Raw genomic sequence first — 17,098 nt, forward strand, 5'->3', positions numbered from 1 at the left:
CAGAGAAGCCAGTGCGTTGGGGGAGTTCCCCGACTTGTAGCAACTGGCGCAACACAGAGAGAGGAGAAATAGAGAGGATTTTTGCGTCGGTTTGGGGATATTTTTTTATTTGGAAGTCCCTAAATAAGAATGAGGGAGAAATTTCTCCCTCTACTTATGGCAGTTCCCAGTCTGGTGAGGTACGTTTTTAAAGCTACTAACCTTGGTAAAAAAGATTTGGGTGTATCTCACTTGCTTAGGAAACGCTATATTTCTCTTTACACTAAATAACTCGTATTTGGGACGATCGCAAAAAAGGCATACTCATACCAAGCAGTCCAAATAAAACTGCGAATCCATCGCTGGCGCTTTTCGGGAGTCAATTCATATTCAAATGCGCCACTAGATACATCAATGGAAGATAAATGAGAGTTGCAACCACAGCCGTGTTGATAAGTAAAACCGTATTTAGAAGCAATACTTTGTACCTTCATCTGAATCGCAAACACCTTACCTGCATGGAGTATGGCATCCCAAGAACGTTTGTGTTCGATATCGCGGGGGTCAAATCTTAAGGCGCGTTCTTCAAAAACATAATCGCGGTAAATTGGTGCTAGATGCACATGATAGAAGCTGGCGGGTAGTTCATAACCAAATTCATTAAATAAATCTATCCCAATGCGAGCCACTTTGACTTCATCAGCGTACTCTGTCCCCTTTGACTCCAAATCGCGAAGAACTTTTTCAAAGTTTGGATAGCTGTCTTTGAGAAAGTCTTGCCCAAAAAACTCTAGGGTTTCCCATGCTAGTTGGGCAAATAGCTGAGAGAATGAAGGTATCAAGTGAGCTAGTTGGGGGCGATCGCTAAACAAGTCAACGTCACCATGCTGTAATTTGTATAGGAACAACTGCGCCATCTCAACATAGCTTTGGGGATGGGAAAGTCCGACACTCGTGGTTCCTCTAGCAATGTCTTGCCATATAGAAGGTAGTTGAGAAACGTGAACCGCATTTTCTCCAGCAATGACTGCAACAGGAGGACATTCGAGAAGTTGCATCGACAATCTCCTTTAAGACTTCAATGTGTAATTTACCTTAAGCGATCGCTAAGTGTATCTTCTCAACACAATTAAAAATGTTTGACAGACCGTCTTTTGACAGAATTGCAACTTTGTTATCTCAAAAATACTTAGGTTAAATCTAAAATCTAAAATCCAAAATTTTTAAGCCCCAGCTATTTTTTTATATAGTTTCTCCCCTTTGACTATCTCTTCATAGTGCTGTTCATAAGATGTAAACCTGATGGATTCTTGTTTTCCTAAACCCAAAATACCAAAAGTGCAGAGGCTATTATAAAATAGTTCGTGTACCCGCTTTTGAAGTACCTGATTGAAATAGATGAGGACATTACGACAAAGGATGACATTAAACTCATTAAAAGAACTATCAGTTGCTAAATTATGCTGGGCAAATACAACGTTTTCTCTTAGGGATGCTCGAAAAATAGCATTATCATAAGCTGCTGTATAATATTCTGAAAATGATTTTTTCCCCCCCGCTTTTAGGTAAAGCTGAGTATATTCCTGCATCAGTTTTATGGAAAAAATACCAGTTTTAGCACTTTGTAATACCTTCTCATTAGTATCAGTTGCATATATCCGGCAACGGTGATAAAGTCCCTCTTCTTGTAGTAAAATTGCCAATGAGTAAACTTCTTCACCCGTGGAACATCCAGCGTGCCAGATGCGAATAAACGGATAGGTTTGCAAAAAGGGGACAATTTGATTTCTGAAGGTGTTATAAAAGCTAGGATCGCGAAACATTGAAGTTACATTCACCGTCAAAGCAAGCAAAAATCGTTCTAAATAAGCACGATTGTGCAGTAACCGCTCTTGTAAGGCAGAAATATTAGCTAATCCCTCCAATTGCATGAAGCTCTGAATGCGGCGCTTGAGCGAGGAAAGAGCATAATCGCGGAAGTCGTAACCGTAATATTGATACACCCCTTCTAAGAGTAAATGTATTTCAATATCCTCCAAGGTAGGTTTTGGCAAAGTCATAGTACGAATTAGCATATATGCTGAACCAGCTATTTAAATATGCTGGCAATACATGGGTTAAGCTGCTTGGAGTTAATCAAACAACTGTTTTCCAAAACGCTTCATCTAGCAAAAATTATTTATATTCTAGGATACTAAGTTTTTAGAACTCAAATGCATCTTACGCCGAAAATAGCTTGCTGGATCTATGAAATTTGATAACGGTGCTAATTATGGGTTTCAGTTTAACCTAATTGCTGTTACTACTAAAACAGCGATCGCTATTATTGAAATCCAAGCTAGCAATCTAACCTGGGAACGCAGATTTTTAATCTCTTGGTAAGGATTTTCTGTCGGTGGTATGGGATATGGTTGAAGTTCTGCAACTTCAACAGCTACTTGTTGAGGTATATTTTCGGTACTTTCAAAAGTTACCTTCGAGTGTAGCCAATTGGTAATCAGTTGGGGACAGTTTTTCTTAAACCAATTGAAAGCCAAAGTTCTAAAAACTGGTTTAGACATTCGGGCAATTAATTTCATCACCCTGTTTAGAGGTTTCAGGCGAAGCTTTTGGTTGATCAGATTGACTGAACCAACATCATAGAGAGAATCCAGAATTAGTTTTACAGTGGCTTCTTCACTGTTAATCAAGTTTTGCAGTAAAAGCATAACGTCGCGCATCCGCTCTGCTTCAACCTGCTTTTCTGCTAGTGTTTCTGGAGGATTTACTGAAGGACTTACGTTTGTATTTAGGGCGTTTTGTCTTACTATCGTCATATTGGTAACATAGCAGCCAGAATAATGTCAGTACACCTATCTACCGAGAGAAAGGTTTTTTATCTAGAGAGAGAACATAAAAGCCAAATTTTGTTTGTGAGACATATCACTATATAGTCCCTGGAAAAAAGCTATTTGTCTAGTTCTTATGAATCTTTTATCGACTTCTTTTTATAACAAACCGCTTCAGACAACCAGCTGCGGCAATATTAAGTGGTGAAGATGTTATTGCCTAGTTTTTCCTTGCTCATAACACAATACGCTTCAGTTAAGGATTTTGGATAGTAATTTTAAACTCCATCATCAGATAGATAAGATTTTGATGTTAGTTTATTAAATTGATTCAAGGATACGCTATTTAGCTATTTATACGAGTCAATTTATGGAAAGTACAGAAACAACGCAAACAAGTTCAACACCCTTTCCAAATATTCCACCAGTTATTGAAAGTAACGACAGTGAATATGTGGATAGTGGCGTACCTAGCACAGTTGCGATCGCAGGACATCCCCTACATCCCCTGAGTGTAATCTTCCCCATCGCCTTTTTAGCTGCCGCTTTGGGAAGTGACATCGGCTACTGGTTAACTGGTGATTTCTTTTGGGCTAGGGCTTCGCTATGGTTAATCGGACTCGGATTAGCTGGAGGTTTACTCGCAGCCGCGATCGGTCTCAGCGATTTTGTGAAAATTGAACGAGTTCGCAAGCGCACCGCCGGTTGGGTACATTTGATCCTTAACGTTTCTATCCTAGTTTTATCACTCATCAACTTCCTTCTACGTTGGGGCGATGCTGAATCACGAATAGTACCTTGGGGACTGTCAATCTCCCTCCTTGTTGGTACGTTAACTAGCGCTTCCGGCTGGTTCGGTGCTGAACTCTCCTATCGCCACAAAATCGGTGTAGTAGGCGCTGGTAGCAGAAGATATCCCTAAACTTACAAATTATGAAGAAAGAGCAGTGCAGAGGCTAAAATTTTCGTTAGTCTTTAGCCTTGACAAAATGCTCCAACATCGTAATCAAACAATATTTATTATTATTTCTATGCTCATCGTTGTACCGATGGGCATTTTGTCTAAGTTTTACAGTGGGCCTGCCCATCAATGGTTTAATGACTACGGTGGAGATATACTTTACGAAATATTTTGGTGTCTCTTTGCATTTTACTTTTTTAGAAGTCGAACGGCGATAATCCAAATTCCTATATGGGTTTTTGTCATCACCTGTATAGTAGAATTCTTGCAACTTTGGCATCCGCCACTATTAAATGAGATCCGCGCCACCTTGATAGGTAAATTATTACTTGGTACTACCTTTGTTTGGTGGGATTTTCCTCATTATTTATTGGGTTGTGTTTTAGGTTGGTTATGGCTGCGACAATTACAGAAAATAGGTTATGCAAAAAAAAGTCAAGGTTAAACCTAATTCAAAACAGCAAAAAATTGAAGAACAACCTGATGGCAGTCTGACTGTATATTTAAAATCATCTCCAGTTGATGGTAAGGCTAATGAAGAGTTAATTAAACTCCTAGCCAAGAAATTTGATGTAACCAAATCTGATATCAGAATTAAGTCGGGTTTGTCCTCTCGGCAAAAGCTGATAGAAATTGATACAGATATTTAGTTGCTGCTTAGTAATAAGTTCTTGAAAAATACCTCTTTTAAAAACACCCTCTACCAGAGTCAATAAACGAGAGAGACATTAATTTGTAAAATCGACTTTTTATGATTGTGTAATGCTGATATATCTTGGTTGAGCTTTAACTCTTTCTATCCAAGCTTGGATAGCAGAAAATTGTGTTAAATCGAACCCACCTTCGTCAGCTACATGAGTGTAAGCAAATAAGGCGATATCAGCAATTGTGTAACGCTCTCCTACAAAAAAAGTGTGAGAGGTTAAATGTTTTTCCATCAAGCTAAGTGCTGCATAACCTGGTTCGCGTTTTTCCTTGATAGCCTGACTATATTCTTCAGCTTTACCTAAAATAGAAATCCAAAATCTTGATGTAGCAATAAAAGGTTCATGGCTATACTGTTCAAAAAATAACCATTGCAGCACTTGCGATCGCAAAAAGCGGTCATAAGGTAAAAATTCTGTCCCCTCACTCAGATATACCAATATGGCATTTGATTCTGCTAAGTATTTCCCTGGCTCAATTTCTAGAATAGGTATCTTTCCGTTAGGATTTTTTCTTAAAAATTCTGGTGTTCGTGTCTCGCCTTTCAAAATATTAAGCTCTACGCTCTCAAAAGGCATACCTAGTTGTGTGAATAAAAGACGTATCTTATAACCATTACCGGAAGGTAAAAAATCGTACAAACGCAGTAGTTCCATGCTAAAATGCAGCTATCAATATTTTGATAAGTGAAGGTTTAAAATACAATATCTTACCAAAATATTTTCACAAAACCGGATAATTTCTTGTAAAATTCAGCTTTTAAGTACTAGATAAAATTATTTGAAAAAATAAAAATATTATTGATTTATAGATTGAGATATTTACTTTAGTTAGTGGTCGAAAATAAAAGTATGTGTGGAAGATTTACTCTAAACCAGTCAGCAGAAGTTTTAGCTCAAGTTTTCCATGTCGAGCCAGTTCTGGATTTAGCAGCCGATTTTAACATCGCACCTACGCAAATGGTTGCAACAGTGTTACAAAATCCTGAAAGCGAAAAGCGTGAATTTAAGCAGTTGCATTGGGGTTTAATTCCCTCATGGGCGAAAGATTCAGGAATATGTGCAAAGCTAATTAACGCTAGGGCAGAAACTGTTGCAGAAAAACCCGCTTTTCGCTCGGCTTTTAAGCATCGTCGCTGTTTAGTATTAGCTGATGGCTTTTATGAGTGGCAACGCCAACAAGGTAAAAAGCAGCCGTTTTATTTTCGTCTGCAAGATGGACAACCCTTCGCCTTCGCAGGTTTGTGGGAGAGATGGCAACCTCTAGAGCGATCGCTTGCTCACGAGGAAATAATCTCTTGTACAATTTTGACAACGGCAGCCAACGAATTACTTCAACCTATCCACGAGCGGATGCCAGTGATTCTAGAGCCAAAAGATTACGATTTATGGCTAGATTCCCAAGTCCAAACGCCCCAAACCCTACAACAGCTATTGCGTCCTTACCCAGCGCCAGCCATGATTGCGTATCCAGTTAGCACCTTGGTTAATAACTCTCGGCATAATAGCCCAGACTGTATCATTCCACTCAGTGAGGAGAATACCCCCACAAATCAGTTAAATTAGCTATTGAGTGTGCTAGAGGATTGGGGAGATGAGGGAACAATGCCCAATGCCCCATACCCAATGCCCCATGCCCCATACCCAGAGACAAATATGCCAAGAACACAAAAAAACGATAATTTTGTTGACAAATCCTTTACAGTGATGGCGGATATCATTCTAAAGATCCTGCCAACTAACAAAAAAGCTAAAGAAGCGTTTGTTTATTATCGAGATGGCATGTCCGCCCAAGCAGAAGGGGAATATGCTGAAGCATTGGAATACTATGAAGAAGCTTTAACACTAGAGGAAGATACCAACGATCGCGGTTATATTTTCTACAATATGGGGCTAATCTATGCTAGCAACGGCGACCACAACAAAGCTTTAGAACTGTATCACCAGGCAATTGAGTTAAACCCACGTATGCCCCAAGCCTTGAACAATATCGCTGTGATTTATCACTACCAAGGTGAAAAGGAAAAAGAATCTGGAGATAACGAGGCTGGCGAAGCACTGTTTGACCAAGCCGCAGACTATTGGATTCGAGCTATTCGCATGGCTCCCAATAACTACATCGAAGCCCAAAACTGGCTGAAAACCACCGGGCGATCGCAAATTGACGTATTCTTCTAAAAGTAATGAGTTAGGAATTATGAATCATTAACTCCTAACTCTTGTGCAGACGCGATTAATCGCGTCTCTAATCATCACTTCTCACTCTTAATTAAAAAAATATGATTGACCAAGAACAAGTCCATAAAGTAGCTAATCTTGCTCGTTTAGAATTGACTCCAGAAGAAGAGGAGCAATTCACTACCCAGTTAGGAAGTATTCTGGATTATATTCAACAGTTGGATGAACTGGATGTCAGTAATGTATCCCCAACAACACGGGCAATTGATGTTAGTAACATAACACGAGAGGATGAATTACAACCCTATCCTGACCGTGAAAGTATTCTTAACAGTGCGCCAGAGCAGGAAGGCGAATTTTTCAAAGTTCCAAAAATTCTTAACAGCAATGAGTAATTAACAACACTGTTGAGCAAAGAAAATAATTGTAAAAAACTCAAGATTAATTATTTGATATCTGAGCAATCAAGAGGCAATTATCGGACTTACGCAAAAATCCTCTCAAACTCTCATTTCTCCGTGACCTCTGCGCGGCAGTCGCTCATGGGGGAAACCATACCAGATGCTCCACTTGGGGAGACCCCAAGACTGCGCTGCCTTGTCTCTGTAGTTCTTTTTCTATTACCCATGCGTAAGTCCTAAAGAAATTAAACACGATAAATCTCCAGCTTTAATCTATTTATCAAAAAGCTAGTTATACAGGGATTTTAAGTAGTCAGCAATGCCTGTGATGTTGTTTGTCAATATCAATTGATGGATTCTATTAAGTATTTATACTCAATACACTTGGCAAACATTTAAGATATTCTTGTAATATCTATACTACGTTTTGAAGTACAGAATGTGGGTTATAACAGAAGCCGATATTAGGATACACTGGCTTTTAAATACACCAGAGATTCAGCAGCTACAAACAAAGTCGTTGCTAGTAATTTCTTGTCTAATATCCTATGGCTTTTTGCTGTATCTTATATTTTTGCATCTGCCAAATCTTCTGCCAAGAAATAAATTTCACAGGCTTTTAGTCCAAGTCCACTGAAGTGGACTGATATCCATGCCACCAATAGAGTTTAGTCTTCTTAAAAGGACTTTAGCTATTAGCTATAGGTTTCTAACCTATGGCAGTTTTTGAGAGGACTGTAAAATATATTACTCCAACCTCTGGGGAGCCTCTCTCAAAAAGTTTCTTAGCATCTAAAAAAGACTCCCACTGTTTTGAGGGTATAGCCTTAGAATATTTACAAGCTTTACTGACGAATTAGCTCTCTCTAGAAAAAGTACCCTTTTTGCTGTCTAAACTGACATTCTACCTGTTTTTATACGGATTTGTGTAGCTTAACAAATCAACGGATTCATTAATATTAAGCCTGTTTTACTATTTAGTTTCTTACCTTGACCTATTAGATAACTAGAGTGTTCATTTCACTTTGTTCAATAGTTTTTAGCCCTTATCGCTCCCATGCTGACCCATCACCGCAAGCCCGTGTGCTTATCACTCATTTCCACTGACCTACCAATCTGGTCTGTTGTCGAAACCGCCGCGACATTGTATCAAAAAGATACTGATAGATTCCATTTGCTACTGACTGCACCGCCGCTAATTAGCTGCGAAGTAGAGAGTGTAGTAAGTCCAGAGGAAACACTTCCCAAAAGTAAGAGCAAAGCTTACGCCCCTAACAGTCCGAGAATTTTGTGGCTGGAAATTTCCCCTTACCGAGTTATCATGACTATGCAAGGTAACGCTCAAGTGAGTTACCGTCACTTTTGGGAACAGGGCGTTTATGGTATTAGTCGCTATTGGTTGCCAACTGAGTCATTGCAACCTAACGATCCTATTCGTTTACGAAATTTTACTACTAACTTAACTCTCAACGGACATCCCTTGCCAGAAAATTTGCGTCTCGAATATGAATTGTGGGCAGAAAAAGTCCAACTAGGATGCTACATACTTAATTTGGAAATTAAACACTGATAGCCATAAGGAGAGGGAGCAGAGGGGAAGTTGAGTAAGTCTTTCTCCTCTACCACCTGGCTCTTCCAATGTCCCATTCAATCGCTCCTAACCAAAATAACTGGGTTGATTTCCAGGTTTCCATTTAATATTGCAACCAACACTTGGCTTTTGCTCCCTTGTAACAGGTTTACTTGCCAGAACTGCTTCAATGGCTGCGCGTAAGTCTGCACCAGTTACAGGTTTACCATTACTGGGGCGACTATCATCTAATTGTCCCCGATAAACAAGTTGGCGTTGATCGTCAAATACAAAAAAATCTGGTGTGCAAGCCGCCGTATAAGCTTTTGCCGTTTCCTGACTCTCGTCGTAGCATAAGGTAAAATTAAAACCTTGTTCTGTGGCAAATGCTTGTAATGATTCTGGCGCATCATTTGGGTAATTTTTTGCATCGTTCGCACTGATGGCAACGATCGCTAAATCACTTGTAAAATAATCTTTTCCTAACTGCACTAATTCTTGTTGAATGTGCTTTACAAAAGGACAATGCCGACAAATGAACATTACCAAGAGTGCTTTTTTATCGGCAAAGGTGGAAAGGGAAGTTGCCTTTCCAGATACTACTTCCGGTAGATGAAAATCTGGTGCTTTCGTGCCTAGTGGCAACATTGTTGAAGCAGTTAAAGCCATAGTTCGCCTAATATTTTTACCTGATAACGATTTTTCCTATCAGTATATTTTTACTCTAGCACTAAGTTTTCCATAAATTAAGAGACGGTAAATTTACCGTCTCTTATATTTGTTGAGAATTACGTTATGTAAATTAGTTTTTACAGGCTTGCCAAAACACCAACGATACCGTGTCCTGTAAATACTTCTAATGCTATCAGAGAGACAAAACCAATCATTGCTAAACGACCGTTGAGAATTTCTGCATAAGGGGTGAAGCCAGTACGATTGCCTTGTTCATCTATATAAACTTTTGGCTCGATCGCAAAGTTGTTCAGTTTACCTTGGTCGTCAATTATAGCAGTGCTTGTACGCATGGATTTTTCCTTATTTTCTCTGTTATATAAATAAGTGTAACAAAACTATTAATATTTGTAAAGTATCTTAATCTGCTAATGTAGAAACCCAAGGCAGAGATATGATAGTGGATCGAGTTGAAAGCTATGTCTAACCAACAGGCTGCGCTCCTTATTTGTAAGCACTTTCAGTCACAAATCCATTATCAAAAACTAATGCATCGATTTCGAGTAGAGGTTATTGCCAAAACACCAAACCCGCAGCAGGTGATTTATGCCGCGATGCACCAGGACTATACTGATGGGTTCGTGTTTGATGAGCGCAACTCCTGGCCTTCAGAGTCACAAAGCGGCGAAGTGATTGTCAAGCGACTTTTAGCGGGTGAGAGGGGACACTATGGGCCTTTAGAACATCCTCAGATTGTTTTCAACTGTGGTTACTTTCCCCACAGTGTCATGCAACAGGCTCGTACTCATAGGGTAGGAGTATCATTTGATGTTCAGTCTTTTAGGTATACAGGCAACCAATTTATTGATGTATTGGAAGGAAAGAAAGACATAGAAGATGTTTTTTATCTACGACCAGTTGGTTATTACACTGATAGGCAGGGTAAAAAATACTACTACTCGCCAGAGCAACGAGCAGCAGATTTGGAGTGGTGTCTAGAAGCAGCTAAACGATATCAAGCGGATTTTGAGGCTGGAATGTCTGAAGAACACGCAAGAGGTAAAGTGCCTTTTGATTATCGCCAGCATTTTGTAGTTAGTTTCAATTTAAGGTCTTTCTTGCATTTTTGTGACCTAAGAAATAAGAAAGATGCTCAACTTGAAATTCAGAAGTTGTGTGAAATGATGTGGCCTCACTTTGAAGATTGGGCACCTGCGATCGCACAATGGTATGAAAAGCAGCGTCTGGGTAAGGCCAGACTTGCACCATAATCATATTTTGGGGCTAGAATAAAAAATTAATAAAATGCTTTCATGCGTCGAGACTCAATATTTTACAAACTGTTTCAACAGTCTCCGACATTACTCTTTGAACTGTTGATAAACCCTCCAAAAAATGCAGATAATTATCGTTTTGATTCAGTCGCCGTCAAAGAACCGAAATTTGAAATTGACGGGGTATTTCTACCACCTGAAAATGATGGTGCTGGAGTTGTATATTTTTGCGAGGTACAGTTCCAGAAAGATGAACAACTTTATGAAAGAGTATGGGCTGAATCTTCTTTATATTTCTACCGCAACCGTGCCAGATTTAGCGATTGGCAAGCAGTGATAATTTATCCGTCGCGCAGTATTGAACAAAGCGATATTCATTCTCATCGGTCATTACTCAACGGCGGACAAGTACATCGGGTGTATTTAGATGAATTAGGGGATATTCGTCAATTACCTATATGGGTGGCGCTGATGGTATTAACTACAGTGGATGAAGAACAAGCACCAGAAGAAGCAAGGTATTTGTTAACAAGAACCACTCAAAAAGCGCTATCACCATCGAGTCGCGCCATAATTGAATTAATAACGACGATTATGGTGTACAGGTTTGAACAATTAACTCAAGCGGAGGTAGAGTCTATGTTAGGCATCACACTTAAGGAAACGCGAGTTTACCGAGAAATTAAGGAGGAAGGACGAGAGGAAGGAAGGGAGGAAGGACGAGAGGAAGCAACAGCTAATCTAATTCTTCGGCAATTGACTAAGCGATTTGGGGAACTTTCTCAGGAAATACGCTCCTCAATTTCTGGTTTACCTTTGCCTGTTTTGGAAGATTTGAGTGAAGCACTGTTAGATTTTACTATTTTGGCCGATTTACAGATTTGGCTAGAAGCGCGATGAAGGTTTAAACTATCTCATAGAGACTTTTGCAGGACGATGGATATTAAGAAAGTTCTATGCGATCGCTAAATTATTTCCTCTGAATCAGATATCATTTACTCTAAATGCGAGCCAAAGTTACAATCTCCAACTGATCCTGATATTTGCCCTGACGAGCTTCATAACTAATAGCGCAGGGTTCGCCTTCTAAAAAGAGTAATTGCACCACGCCTTCGTTCGCATAAATGCGACAGTCAGCACTAGAAGAGTTAGAAAATTCTAAAGTTAAATGACCTCGCCATGCAGCCTCAGCCGGCGTTAAGTTTGCAATTATCCCACATCTTGCGTAAGTAGATTTACCTATGCAAATTACAGTAATATTCTCAGGAACTTCCAGCTTTTCTAGAGCAACCCCAAGTCCATAAGAGTGTGCAGGTAAAATAAAGTAACTGCCATTGTCATCAGTATGCAGTGCTGTTGGCTCTAAATTCTGGGGATTAAAGTTTTTGGGATCAACTACAGTTCCGGGAATGTGGCGAAAAATGCGGAACTCAGCCGAGGAAAGGCGTATATCGTAGCCATAAGAAGATAAACCATAGCTAATTACAGGTTGAACAGCTACAGACTCATCTTTTTGTACTTTTCGGATTAGGCTTGGCTCAAAGGGCGAAATCAAACCCTGTTGAGCCATTTCAGTAATCCAGATATCGTTCTTAATCACAAGTTCGCTGCCAACGTTAATTCAAATAGACTTGATATACTAGCACGAACTGAATATTTTGTTTAGGGTCGATAACTCCGACGAATCTCGGTAATTTGATCTGCTACATCCAAGAGGGATTTAGGCATCTCTGGCCCAGTGAGAATAATATCGACGTGGGGAGGGCGTTTTGCTAGAAACGCTAAAACTTCGGTTTCAGAAATTAAACCAAAGTTAATCGCCAAACTTAACTCATCTAAGACAACGAGAGAATACTTACTTTCACACACTACCTGTTGTGTATATTGCCATAGCTTTTGTAACGCTTGGTTTTCCGTATCATCTAAATGTGGTGTATCGATACAACGAGGCAAATCACAGCGAATCCAATCTAAATTTTGTCCTAATTGTATGGGTCGATCGTGTCCTTGACGAATACCTCCTTTGAGAAACTGCACTATTAATACTGGCGTTCCTTGTCCAGCTATTCTAAGTGATTGAGCTATAACGCTCGTAAAAAAATTACGATGTGAGCTAGTGAAAACTTGCACTAACCCTTCAACTGGATATGGCAAGGTAAGGGTTGAATTGATACTTTGAGTTTCTAGCTGGGCAACCATAGATTTAAGTTCAAAAAGATACAATCATTAAGTTTTTTGCTGTCAGTAATTAGTACAAATCGGCCTGTATAGTCAATCTGTTTTTCATAGGTGTGGTGGATTTGGCAAATTGCATTCTTAGTCAAACACTACGCTTGGTTGAAGTCAAGAGTTGTTTTGATTGAAGCTTACGTCTTTTAGCTGAAATTAGTTGTAAAAATTAAAACATAAGATTTACTGTTCCAATTATTTTAAAAAGCTGGGTATAACGTCTGAGAACCCCTAAATGTTAGATTTGCCGATTGTTTGGGCAAAACAGACTTAGCAAGTAGTGAATTTGACAGCATGAGGAGTAAATTGTTGTGAGATTGGTGATTCTGGGAGGTTCAGGATCGGGGAAAAGCACTCAAGCACAAAGGCTTGGCAGATACTTTGATATCCCTCTGATTTCCACAGGTGAGATTTTACGGGAAGCAATATCTGGCGACAAGCCCCTGTCGGAACTTCAATGGTCTCAAGGCGATCCCCGGACTTCTCTTTCGGTTTACGCTAGTTTGAGTGAACTAGGTTATTACGCACGTCCCTATATACAAAAAGGGGAGTTAGTTCCAGACGAAATGATCGTTGATTTGATCCGAATTCGCCTCAGACAACCAGATATTAACTGCGATTGGGTCTTAGAGGGCTATCCTCGTACTGCCTTCCAAGCTGAAGAATTAGATTTTTTATTGGATGATTTAGGACAAAAGCTAGATTGGGCAATTTATCTCCAAGTACCAGAAGCAGTGATGGTTAGTCGATCCTTGGGGCGATCGCTACCAGATGACCAACCAGAAATTGTGCAGCGCCGTGTAGAATTATTCTACGATCGCACCATTCCCATCCTAGAATATTATGACCGTCGTCGCTGCCTATTGACAATCAATGGCGACCAGTCACCAGAAATGGTGCAGCAAAATATTTTGACTTTACTTTCAGTTCCTTAGAAGAATAAGGAGACGCGATTCATTGCGTCTGTACAAGGTTTGGAAGAATTCTTTTCAATGCCCAATTCCCAATGCCCAATTACAACACTAAGGTAATCTTAAGGCAGTATTGTAAAACTTGAGGCAACTCCAATGGCTTGGCAGCGTCCAGACGGCCGTCTTTCTTATGAACTACGTCCGATCAGCTTTTACCCCAATTTCACCCGCTTTGCCCCCGGTTCTGTTCTCGCAAGATGCGGTGATACTCAGGTACTTTGTACTGTTAGCCTTAATAAGGGAGTTCCGAAGTTTCTCGAAGGAACTGGTAAAGGCTGGCTAACTGCTGAGTATCGGATGTTACCATCTGCTACTCAAAAACGCCAAGAAAGGGAATTATTGAAATTATCTGGACGGACGCAAGAAATTCAACGTCTAATTGGCCGCAGCTTACGTGCAGCAGTGGATTTTGAGGCACTGGGAGAACGCACGCTGACTGTAGATGCTGATGTGTTGCAAGCAGACGCTGGAACTCGAACAACAGCCATTACAGGCTCCTTTGTAGCGTTGGCTCATGCGATTTCTAAATTGTTGCAGGAGGGCGTGTTAGAGCGATCGCCTCTGTGTGGACAGGTAGCAGCAGTTTCCGTAGGATTACTAGAAGGGGAGCCATTTTTGGATCTAAATTATATCGAAGATGTGGCTGCAACAGTAGATTTTAACGTGGTGATGAATCAACACCTAGAAATCATTGAAGTCCAAGGAACAGCCGAAGAAGGCAGCTTTAGCCGCACTCAGTTGGATCAATTGCTAGATGTAGCCCAAAAAGGAATTCAGGAATTGTTAATCGCCCAACGCGAAGCGATCGCTAATTGGGAAACGTTATTTGTGATTAATTAGTTTTATTAATTTTTAATAAGAATTAATAAATGTATCCTCTATGGTATTAATCAACCAAGTATCAAGTAACTGGGTGTAAATAAAAATAATTATGAAAGTAGTTAGTAGTTAGTACGACTGACTACTGACAACTTACTGTTGAAGGTGATAATGAGCATCTACATTTTTCCAGTCTACTTAATCCATGATGTTAAATGTTTCAAAAGTTAAAAAGGAGGATTGTAATAAGTTCGGTATGGTATTGCTGGAAGCCAGCAATATGATGATGAAGCCATGAACAAAACCGTTGAAGTTCTACCGGATCAGCCAGCGCTGGTTGCACGAGCGCTAAAATTAATTCTTTCCAAGTTAGAAACTGCCATTGAACAGCGAGGGCGGTTTACCATCGCCTTGTCTGGCGGTAGTACACCTAAACCGTTATACGAAGCGATCGCTACTCAAAAACTGCCTTGGGATAAAATTCATATATTCTGGGGGGATGAGCGTTACGTAGCACCAGATCACCCCGATAGCAATGAACTGATGACGCGTCGTGCGTGGCTAGATCGTGTTGATATCCCAGCAGCTAACATTCACGCCGTACCAACTTTAGAAGCCAATCCAGAACTGGCGGCTGCTAAGTATGAACAACATCTCAAAGAATTTTTCAATTCTTCTAGGGTCGAGTTTCCCGCGTTGGATGTAGTATTACTAGGAATGGGTGATGATGCACATACTGCATCTTTGTTTCCCCACACAGAAGCTCTCAAAGTGTGCGATCGCTTAGTTACTGTAGGTAACAAAGATGGAAACCCCAGAATAACTTTTACATACCCCTTCATCAACTCTGCTCGCAGTGTGATTTTTCTAGTTGCTGGTGCTAATAAAAGACCAGCTTTGGCGCAAGTCTTTGCACCTGTAGCCGATGATTTCACTTACCCATCCCGTTTAATTCGGCCCCAAGGTGAACTTTGGTGGCTGCTAGATTCAGCAGCAGGTTTAGAACTTCAACATTAATTGGGCATTGGGAGTAGGGAGTGGGGAATGGGGCATTGGAAATTGGGCATTAGTATATTTATTCTTTCTTCCCCTGCTCCCCCATCTCCCTTATCTCCCCCATCTCCCCCTGTGTCAATTCATAGTTACATTAGCAGTAATTGCTAGAATCTAAAGCTAGGGCCGCTCTCTGCTTGCCAGTCCTAACTATATTTATGATGATCTTGAACAAAGGCTAAATATCGATGATTGTCTGCCCTAATTGTAATCATCCTAACCCTGATGGCGCTGTCCAATGTGAAGCTTGTTATACACCGTTACCCGCAACTACTAACTGTCCCAGTTGTGGGGCAACTGTGCAAGCAGATGCTGCATTCTGTGGTCAGTGTGGCTATAACCTTCACTCCGCAGGAGTTCCACACGTTCATCCTACGGTAGCTACAACAGTTACTCCCGATGTTCCTGTGGAAGTACCGCCGTTAGTTCCACCAGATCCATTGTTAGAACTTTTACAACCAGATGCTTTGGGAATAGGTGGTTCTAGTAACTCCCATCCTCCCGCTTCATCTTTACCACCAACAGAAGTGACAGTTCCACCACAGGTAGCTGTTACAGAAAACAGCCCCCCAGAACCAGAGCCAATCGTGGCCGCTCAACCTGTAGTTTCTGTAAAAAGTATTCCTACTCCACCACCGTTGGAACTAGCGCCAGTCTCTGAAGCTGAACTACCCCCGCCAGAAATACCAGCGCCAACTGCAACTGTTGCCAGAACACAATTGCAGCAGGTTACAGCGCGGTTAATCCACGTCCAAAGCGATCGCCTAATTGAATTACCGCAAAATCTCTCTGTAATTCATATCGGCAAGCAAAATGACCGGATTCCGCCAGATATAGACGTTTCAGGATTTCCCAATTCCGAAGTTGTCTCGCGGATTCATGCAGATATTCGTGTTGAGGGAGACGCTCACTATGTAGAAGATGTGGGAAGTTCTAATGGGACTTACATTAATAATTTGCCCCTTTTACCAGGGAATCGTCATCGATTGCGACCAGGCGATCGCATCAGTTTGGGTAAAGGAGACTTAATCACATTCCTATTTCAACTTTCTTAACTGATTTTCCATCAATTGTGACATCAGTATAAGGATTTTCTACCCATCCTCCAATATTCCTTTTGGAGGATAAACAAATGCACCGGATCGAATAAGCAATGAATAACTATGTTTGTTGTTCATTTTAGGTAATTGAATACTGTGTAGTAACTCCCCTTTATGGGGAGTATTATTAACTTTAATGATGTGGGAATATTTGCAGTCTCAAAAGTCACAGTATTGGAATAGCGATCGCTTTTCATCGCAAACTAAAATTTAGTAAATAAAGTAGATAAACAATTATTAATTTGATTAATTATCTCAATAATTTTATCTTCATTATTTTGATAACCCTGTTCTCTAGAGACTGCTAACGCTTGCTGATAAATTTATTTTTCCCAATTATTATTTTGGAAGTGATATTT

The 17,098-nt window shown here is 40.3% G+C and carries 21 protein-coding genes; 13 read left to right on the top strand and 8 right to left on the bottom strand.

What is annotated here, in order from left to right; translation table 11 throughout:
* Positions 1-257: 257 nt before the first annotated feature.
* The 3 genes from GTQ43_RS19420 to GTQ43_RS19430 all read right to left on the bottom strand — a co-directional run bounded on the left by GTQ43_RS19420 (position 258) and on the right by GTQ43_RS19430 (position 2,795).
* On the bottom strand, positions 258-1,037 hold the full coding sequence (locus GTQ43_RS19420; protein WP_265274404.1) for a hypothetical protein: 780 nt from the start codon (positions 1,035-1,037) through the stop codon (positions 258-260).
* A 165-nt stretch (positions 1,038-1,202) separates the two neighbouring features.
* Positions 1,203-2,039, bottom strand: coding sequence for a CheR family methyltransferase (locus GTQ43_RS19425; RefSeq protein ID WP_265276495.1), 837 nt, complete (start codon positions 2,037-2,039; stop codon positions 1,203-1,205).
* A gap of 219 nt (positions 2,040-2,258) precedes the next feature.
* Positions 2,259-2,795: a hypothetical protein gene (locus GTQ43_RS19430; protein ID WP_265274405.1), complete on the bottom strand. Its 537-nt coding sequence runs from the start codon at positions 2,793-2,795 to the stop codon at positions 2,259-2,261.
* A 382-nt stretch (positions 2,796-3,177) separates the two neighbouring features.
* Between GTQ43_RS19430 and GTQ43_RS19435 the strand changes: the two genes are divergently transcribed.
* The 3 genes from GTQ43_RS19435 to GTQ43_RS19445 all read left to right on the top strand — a co-directional run bounded on the left by GTQ43_RS19435 (position 3,178) and on the right by GTQ43_RS19445 (position 4,418).
* Positions 3,178-3,729: a DUF2231 domain-containing protein gene (locus GTQ43_RS19435; protein ID WP_265274406.1), complete on the top strand. Its 552-nt coding sequence runs from the start codon at positions 3,178-3,180 to the stop codon at positions 3,727-3,729.
* Between the two features lie 67 nt (positions 3,730-3,796).
* Positions 3,797-4,213, top strand: coding sequence for a DUF2809 domain-containing protein (locus GTQ43_RS19440; protein ID WP_265274407.1), 417 nt, complete (start codon positions 3,797-3,799; stop codon positions 4,211-4,213).
* Positions 4,191-4,418, top strand: a complete 228-nt coding sequence (locus GTQ43_RS19445; protein ID WP_265274409.1) for a DUF167 domain-containing protein — start codon at positions 4,191-4,193, stop codon at positions 4,416-4,418. Before GTQ43_RS19440 ends, GTQ43_RS19445 begins: the two co-directional genes overlap by 23 nt.
* A gap of 99 nt (positions 4,419-4,517) precedes the next feature.
* Here the strand turns inward: GTQ43_RS19445 and GTQ43_RS19450 are convergent, their stop codons facing one another.
* A complete protein-coding gene (locus tag GTQ43_RS19450) occupies positions 4,518-5,129 on the bottom strand; it encodes a glutathione S-transferase family protein (protein WP_265274410.1) in 612 nt (203 codons plus the stop codon).
* Between the two features lie 195 nt (positions 5,130-5,324).
* Between GTQ43_RS19450 and GTQ43_RS19455 the strand changes: the two genes are divergently transcribed.
* The 4 genes from GTQ43_RS19455 to GTQ43_RS19470 all read left to right on the top strand — a co-directional run bounded on the left by GTQ43_RS19455 (position 5,325) and on the right by GTQ43_RS19470 (position 8,621).
* Positions 5,325-6,038 carry an SOS response-associated peptidase gene (locus GTQ43_RS19455; protein ID WP_265274411.1) on the top strand — a complete coding sequence of 238 codons (714 nt, stop codon included), beginning with the start codon at positions 5,325-5,327 and terminating at the stop codon, positions 6,036-6,038.
* Positions 6,039-6,128: 90 nt separating this feature from the next.
* A complete protein-coding gene (locus GTQ43_RS19460; protein ID WP_265276497.1) occupies positions 6,129-6,650 on the top strand; it encodes a photosystem I assembly protein Ycf3 in 522 nt (173 codons plus the stop codon).
* A gap of 101 nt (positions 6,651-6,751) precedes the next feature.
* On the top strand, positions 6,752-7,045 hold the full coding sequence (gatC, locus tag GTQ43_RS19465; RefSeq protein ID WP_265274412.1) for an Asp-tRNA(Asn)/Glu-tRNA(Gln) amidotransferase subunit GatC: 294 nt from the start codon (positions 6,752-6,754) through the stop codon (positions 7,043-7,045).
* Positions 7,046-8,108: 1,063 nt separating this feature from the next.
* On the top strand, positions 8,109-8,621 hold the full coding sequence (locus GTQ43_RS19470; protein ID WP_265274413.1) for a hypothetical protein: 513 nt from the start codon (positions 8,109-8,111) through the stop codon (positions 8,619-8,621).
* An 87-nt stretch (positions 8,622-8,708) separates the two neighbouring features.
* On the opposite strand, the gene GTQ43_RS19475 is transcribed toward GTQ43_RS19470, so the two are convergent.
* Together GTQ43_RS19475 and GTQ43_RS19480 are read right to left on the bottom strand one after the other, a co-directional pair.
* The gene (locus tag GTQ43_RS19475) at positions 8,709-9,290 is read right to left on the bottom strand and encodes a thioredoxin family protein (protein WP_265274414.1); all 582 of its coding nucleotides are present in this window, start codon (positions 9,288-9,290) and stop codon (positions 8,709-8,711) included.
* Between the two features lie 140 nt (positions 9,291-9,430).
* Complete coding sequence (locus tag GTQ43_RS19480; RefSeq protein ID WP_265274415.1) at positions 9,431-9,646, bottom strand: chlorophyll a/b-binding protein; 216 nt, start codon at positions 9,644-9,646, stop codon at positions 9,431-9,433.
* 195 nt (positions 9,647-9,841) lie between these two features.
* Between GTQ43_RS19480 and thyX the strand changes: the two genes are divergently transcribed.
* Together thyX and GTQ43_RS19490 are read left to right on the top strand one after the other, a co-directional pair.
* The gene (gene thyX / locus GTQ43_RS19485; protein ID WP_265276498.1) at positions 9,842-10,564 is read left to right on the top strand and encodes an FAD-dependent thymidylate synthase; all 723 of its coding nucleotides are present in this window, start codon (positions 9,842-9,844) and stop codon (positions 10,562-10,564) included.
* A 42-nt stretch (positions 10,565-10,606) separates the two neighbouring features.
* Positions 10,607-11,467, top strand: a complete 861-nt coding sequence (locus tag GTQ43_RS19490) for an Rpn family recombination-promoting nuclease/putative transposase (protein WP_265274416.1) — start codon at positions 10,607-10,609, stop codon at positions 11,465-11,467.
* A gap of 100 nt (positions 11,468-11,567) precedes the next feature.
* On the opposite strand, the gene dcd is transcribed toward GTQ43_RS19490, so the two are convergent.
* The gene (gene dcd / locus GTQ43_RS19495) at positions 11,568-12,137 is read right to left on the bottom strand and encodes a dCTP deaminase (RefSeq protein WP_265276499.1); all 570 of its coding nucleotides are present in this window, start codon (positions 12,135-12,137) and stop codon (positions 11,568-11,570) included.
* Between the two features lie 92 nt (positions 12,138-12,229).
* Positions 12,230-12,766: a P-loop NTPase family protein gene (locus GTQ43_RS19500; protein ID WP_265274417.1), complete on the bottom strand. Its 537-nt coding sequence runs from the start codon at positions 12,764-12,766 to the stop codon at positions 12,230-12,232.
* 341 nt (positions 12,767-13,107) lie between these two features.
* Here GTQ43_RS19500 and GTQ43_RS19505 point away from each other — a divergent pair, with 341 nt between their 5' ends.
* The 4 genes from GTQ43_RS19505 (at position 13,108) to GTQ43_RS19520 (ending at position 16,694) form a co-directional block, all read left to right on the top strand.
* Positions 13,108-13,731, top strand: coding sequence for an adenylate kinase family protein (locus tag GTQ43_RS19505; RefSeq protein ID WP_265274418.1), 624 nt, complete (start codon positions 13,108-13,110; stop codon positions 13,729-13,731).
* Between the two features lie 132 nt (positions 13,732-13,863).
* Positions 13,864-14,607, top strand: a complete 744-nt coding sequence (gene rph, locus GTQ43_RS19510; RefSeq protein ID WP_265274419.1) for a ribonuclease PH — start codon at positions 13,864-13,866, stop codon at positions 14,605-14,607.
* A gap of 273 nt (positions 14,608-14,880) precedes the next feature.
* Positions 14,881-15,603: a 6-phosphogluconolactonase gene (gene pgl / locus GTQ43_RS19515; RefSeq protein WP_265274420.1), complete on the top strand. Its 723-nt coding sequence runs from the start codon at positions 14,881-14,883 to the stop codon at positions 15,601-15,603.
* A gap of 224 nt (positions 15,604-15,827) precedes the next feature.
* Positions 15,828-16,694: an FHA domain-containing protein gene (locus GTQ43_RS19520; protein ID WP_265274421.1), complete on the top strand. Its 867-nt coding sequence runs from the start codon at positions 15,828-15,830 to the stop codon at positions 16,692-16,694.
* The last annotated feature ends 404 nt before the right edge of the window (positions 16,695-17,098 follow it).

It is taken from the genome of Nostoc sp. KVJ3 (assembly GCF_026127265.1).
Lineage (GTDB): Bacteria > Cyanobacteriota > Cyanobacteriia > Cyanobacteriales > Nostocaceae > Nostoc.

Coding starts and splice junctions, on each gene's coding strand:
- GTQ43_RS19420 (WP_265274404.1), bottom strand. CDS start 1,037: ATGCAACTTCTCGAATGTCCTCCTGTTGCAGTCATTGCTGGAGAAAAT.
- GTQ43_RS19425 (WP_265276495.1), bottom strand. CDS start 2,039: ATGACTTTGCCAAAACCTACCTTGGAGGATATTGAAATACATTTACTC.
- GTQ43_RS19430 (WP_265274405.1), bottom strand. CDS start 2,795: ATGACGATAGTAAGACAAAACGCCCTAAATACAAACGTAAGTCCTTCA.
- GTQ43_RS19435 (WP_265274406.1), top strand. CDS start 3,178: ATGGAAAGTACAGAAACAACGCAAACAAGTTCAACACCCTTTCCAAAT.
- GTQ43_RS19440 (WP_265274407.1), top strand. CDS start 3,797: ATGCTCCAACATCGTAATCAAACAATATTTATTATTATTTCTATGCTC.
- GTQ43_RS19445 (WP_265274409.1), top strand. CDS start 4,191: ATGCAAAAAAAAGTCAAGGTTAAACCTAATTCAAAACAGCAAAAAATT.
- GTQ43_RS19450 (WP_265274410.1), bottom strand. CDS start 5,129: ATGGAACTACTGCGTTTGTACGATTTTTTACCTTCCGGTAATGGTTAT.
- GTQ43_RS19455 (WP_265274411.1), top strand. CDS start 5,325: ATGTGTGGAAGATTTACTCTAAACCAGTCAGCAGAAGTTTTAGCTCAA.
- GTQ43_RS19460 (WP_265276497.1), top strand. CDS start 6,129: ATGCCAAGAACACAAAAAAACGATAATTTTGTTGACAAATCCTTTACA.
- gatC (WP_265274412.1), top strand. CDS start 6,752: ATGATTGACCAAGAACAAGTCCATAAAGTAGCTAATCTTGCTCGTTTA.
- GTQ43_RS19470 (WP_265274413.1), top strand. CDS start 8,109: ATGCTGACCCATCACCGCAAGCCCGTGTGCTTATCACTCATTTCCACT.
- GTQ43_RS19475 (WP_265274414.1), bottom strand. CDS start 9,290: ATGGCTTTAACTGCTTCAACAATGTTGCCACTAGGCACGAAAGCACCA.
- GTQ43_RS19480 (WP_265274415.1), bottom strand. CDS start 9,646: ATGCGTACAAGCACTGCTATAATTGACGACCAAGGTAAACTGAACAAC.
- thyX (WP_265276498.1), top strand. CDS start 9,842: ATGCATCGATTTCGAGTAGAGGTTATTGCCAAAACACCAAACCCGCAG.
- GTQ43_RS19490 (WP_265274416.1), top strand. CDS start 10,607: ATGCGTCGAGACTCAATATTTTACAAACTGTTTCAACAGTCTCCGACA.
- dcd (WP_265276499.1), bottom strand. CDS start 12,137: ATGGCTCAACAGGGTTTGATTTCGCCCTTTGAGCCAAGCCTAATCCGA.
- GTQ43_RS19500 (WP_265274417.1), bottom strand. CDS start 12,766: ATGGTTGCCCAGCTAGAAACTCAAAGTATCAATTCAACCCTTACCTTG.
- rph (WP_265274419.1), top strand. CDS start 13,864: ATGGCTTGGCAGCGTCCAGACGGCCGTCTTTCTTATGAACTACGTCCG.
- pgl (WP_265274420.1), top strand. CDS start 14,881: ATGAACAAAACCGTTGAAGTTCTACCGGATCAGCCAGCGCTGGTTGCA.
- GTQ43_RS19520 (WP_265274421.1), top strand. CDS start 15,828: ATGATTGTCTGCCCTAATTGTAATCATCCTAACCCTGATGGCGCTGTC.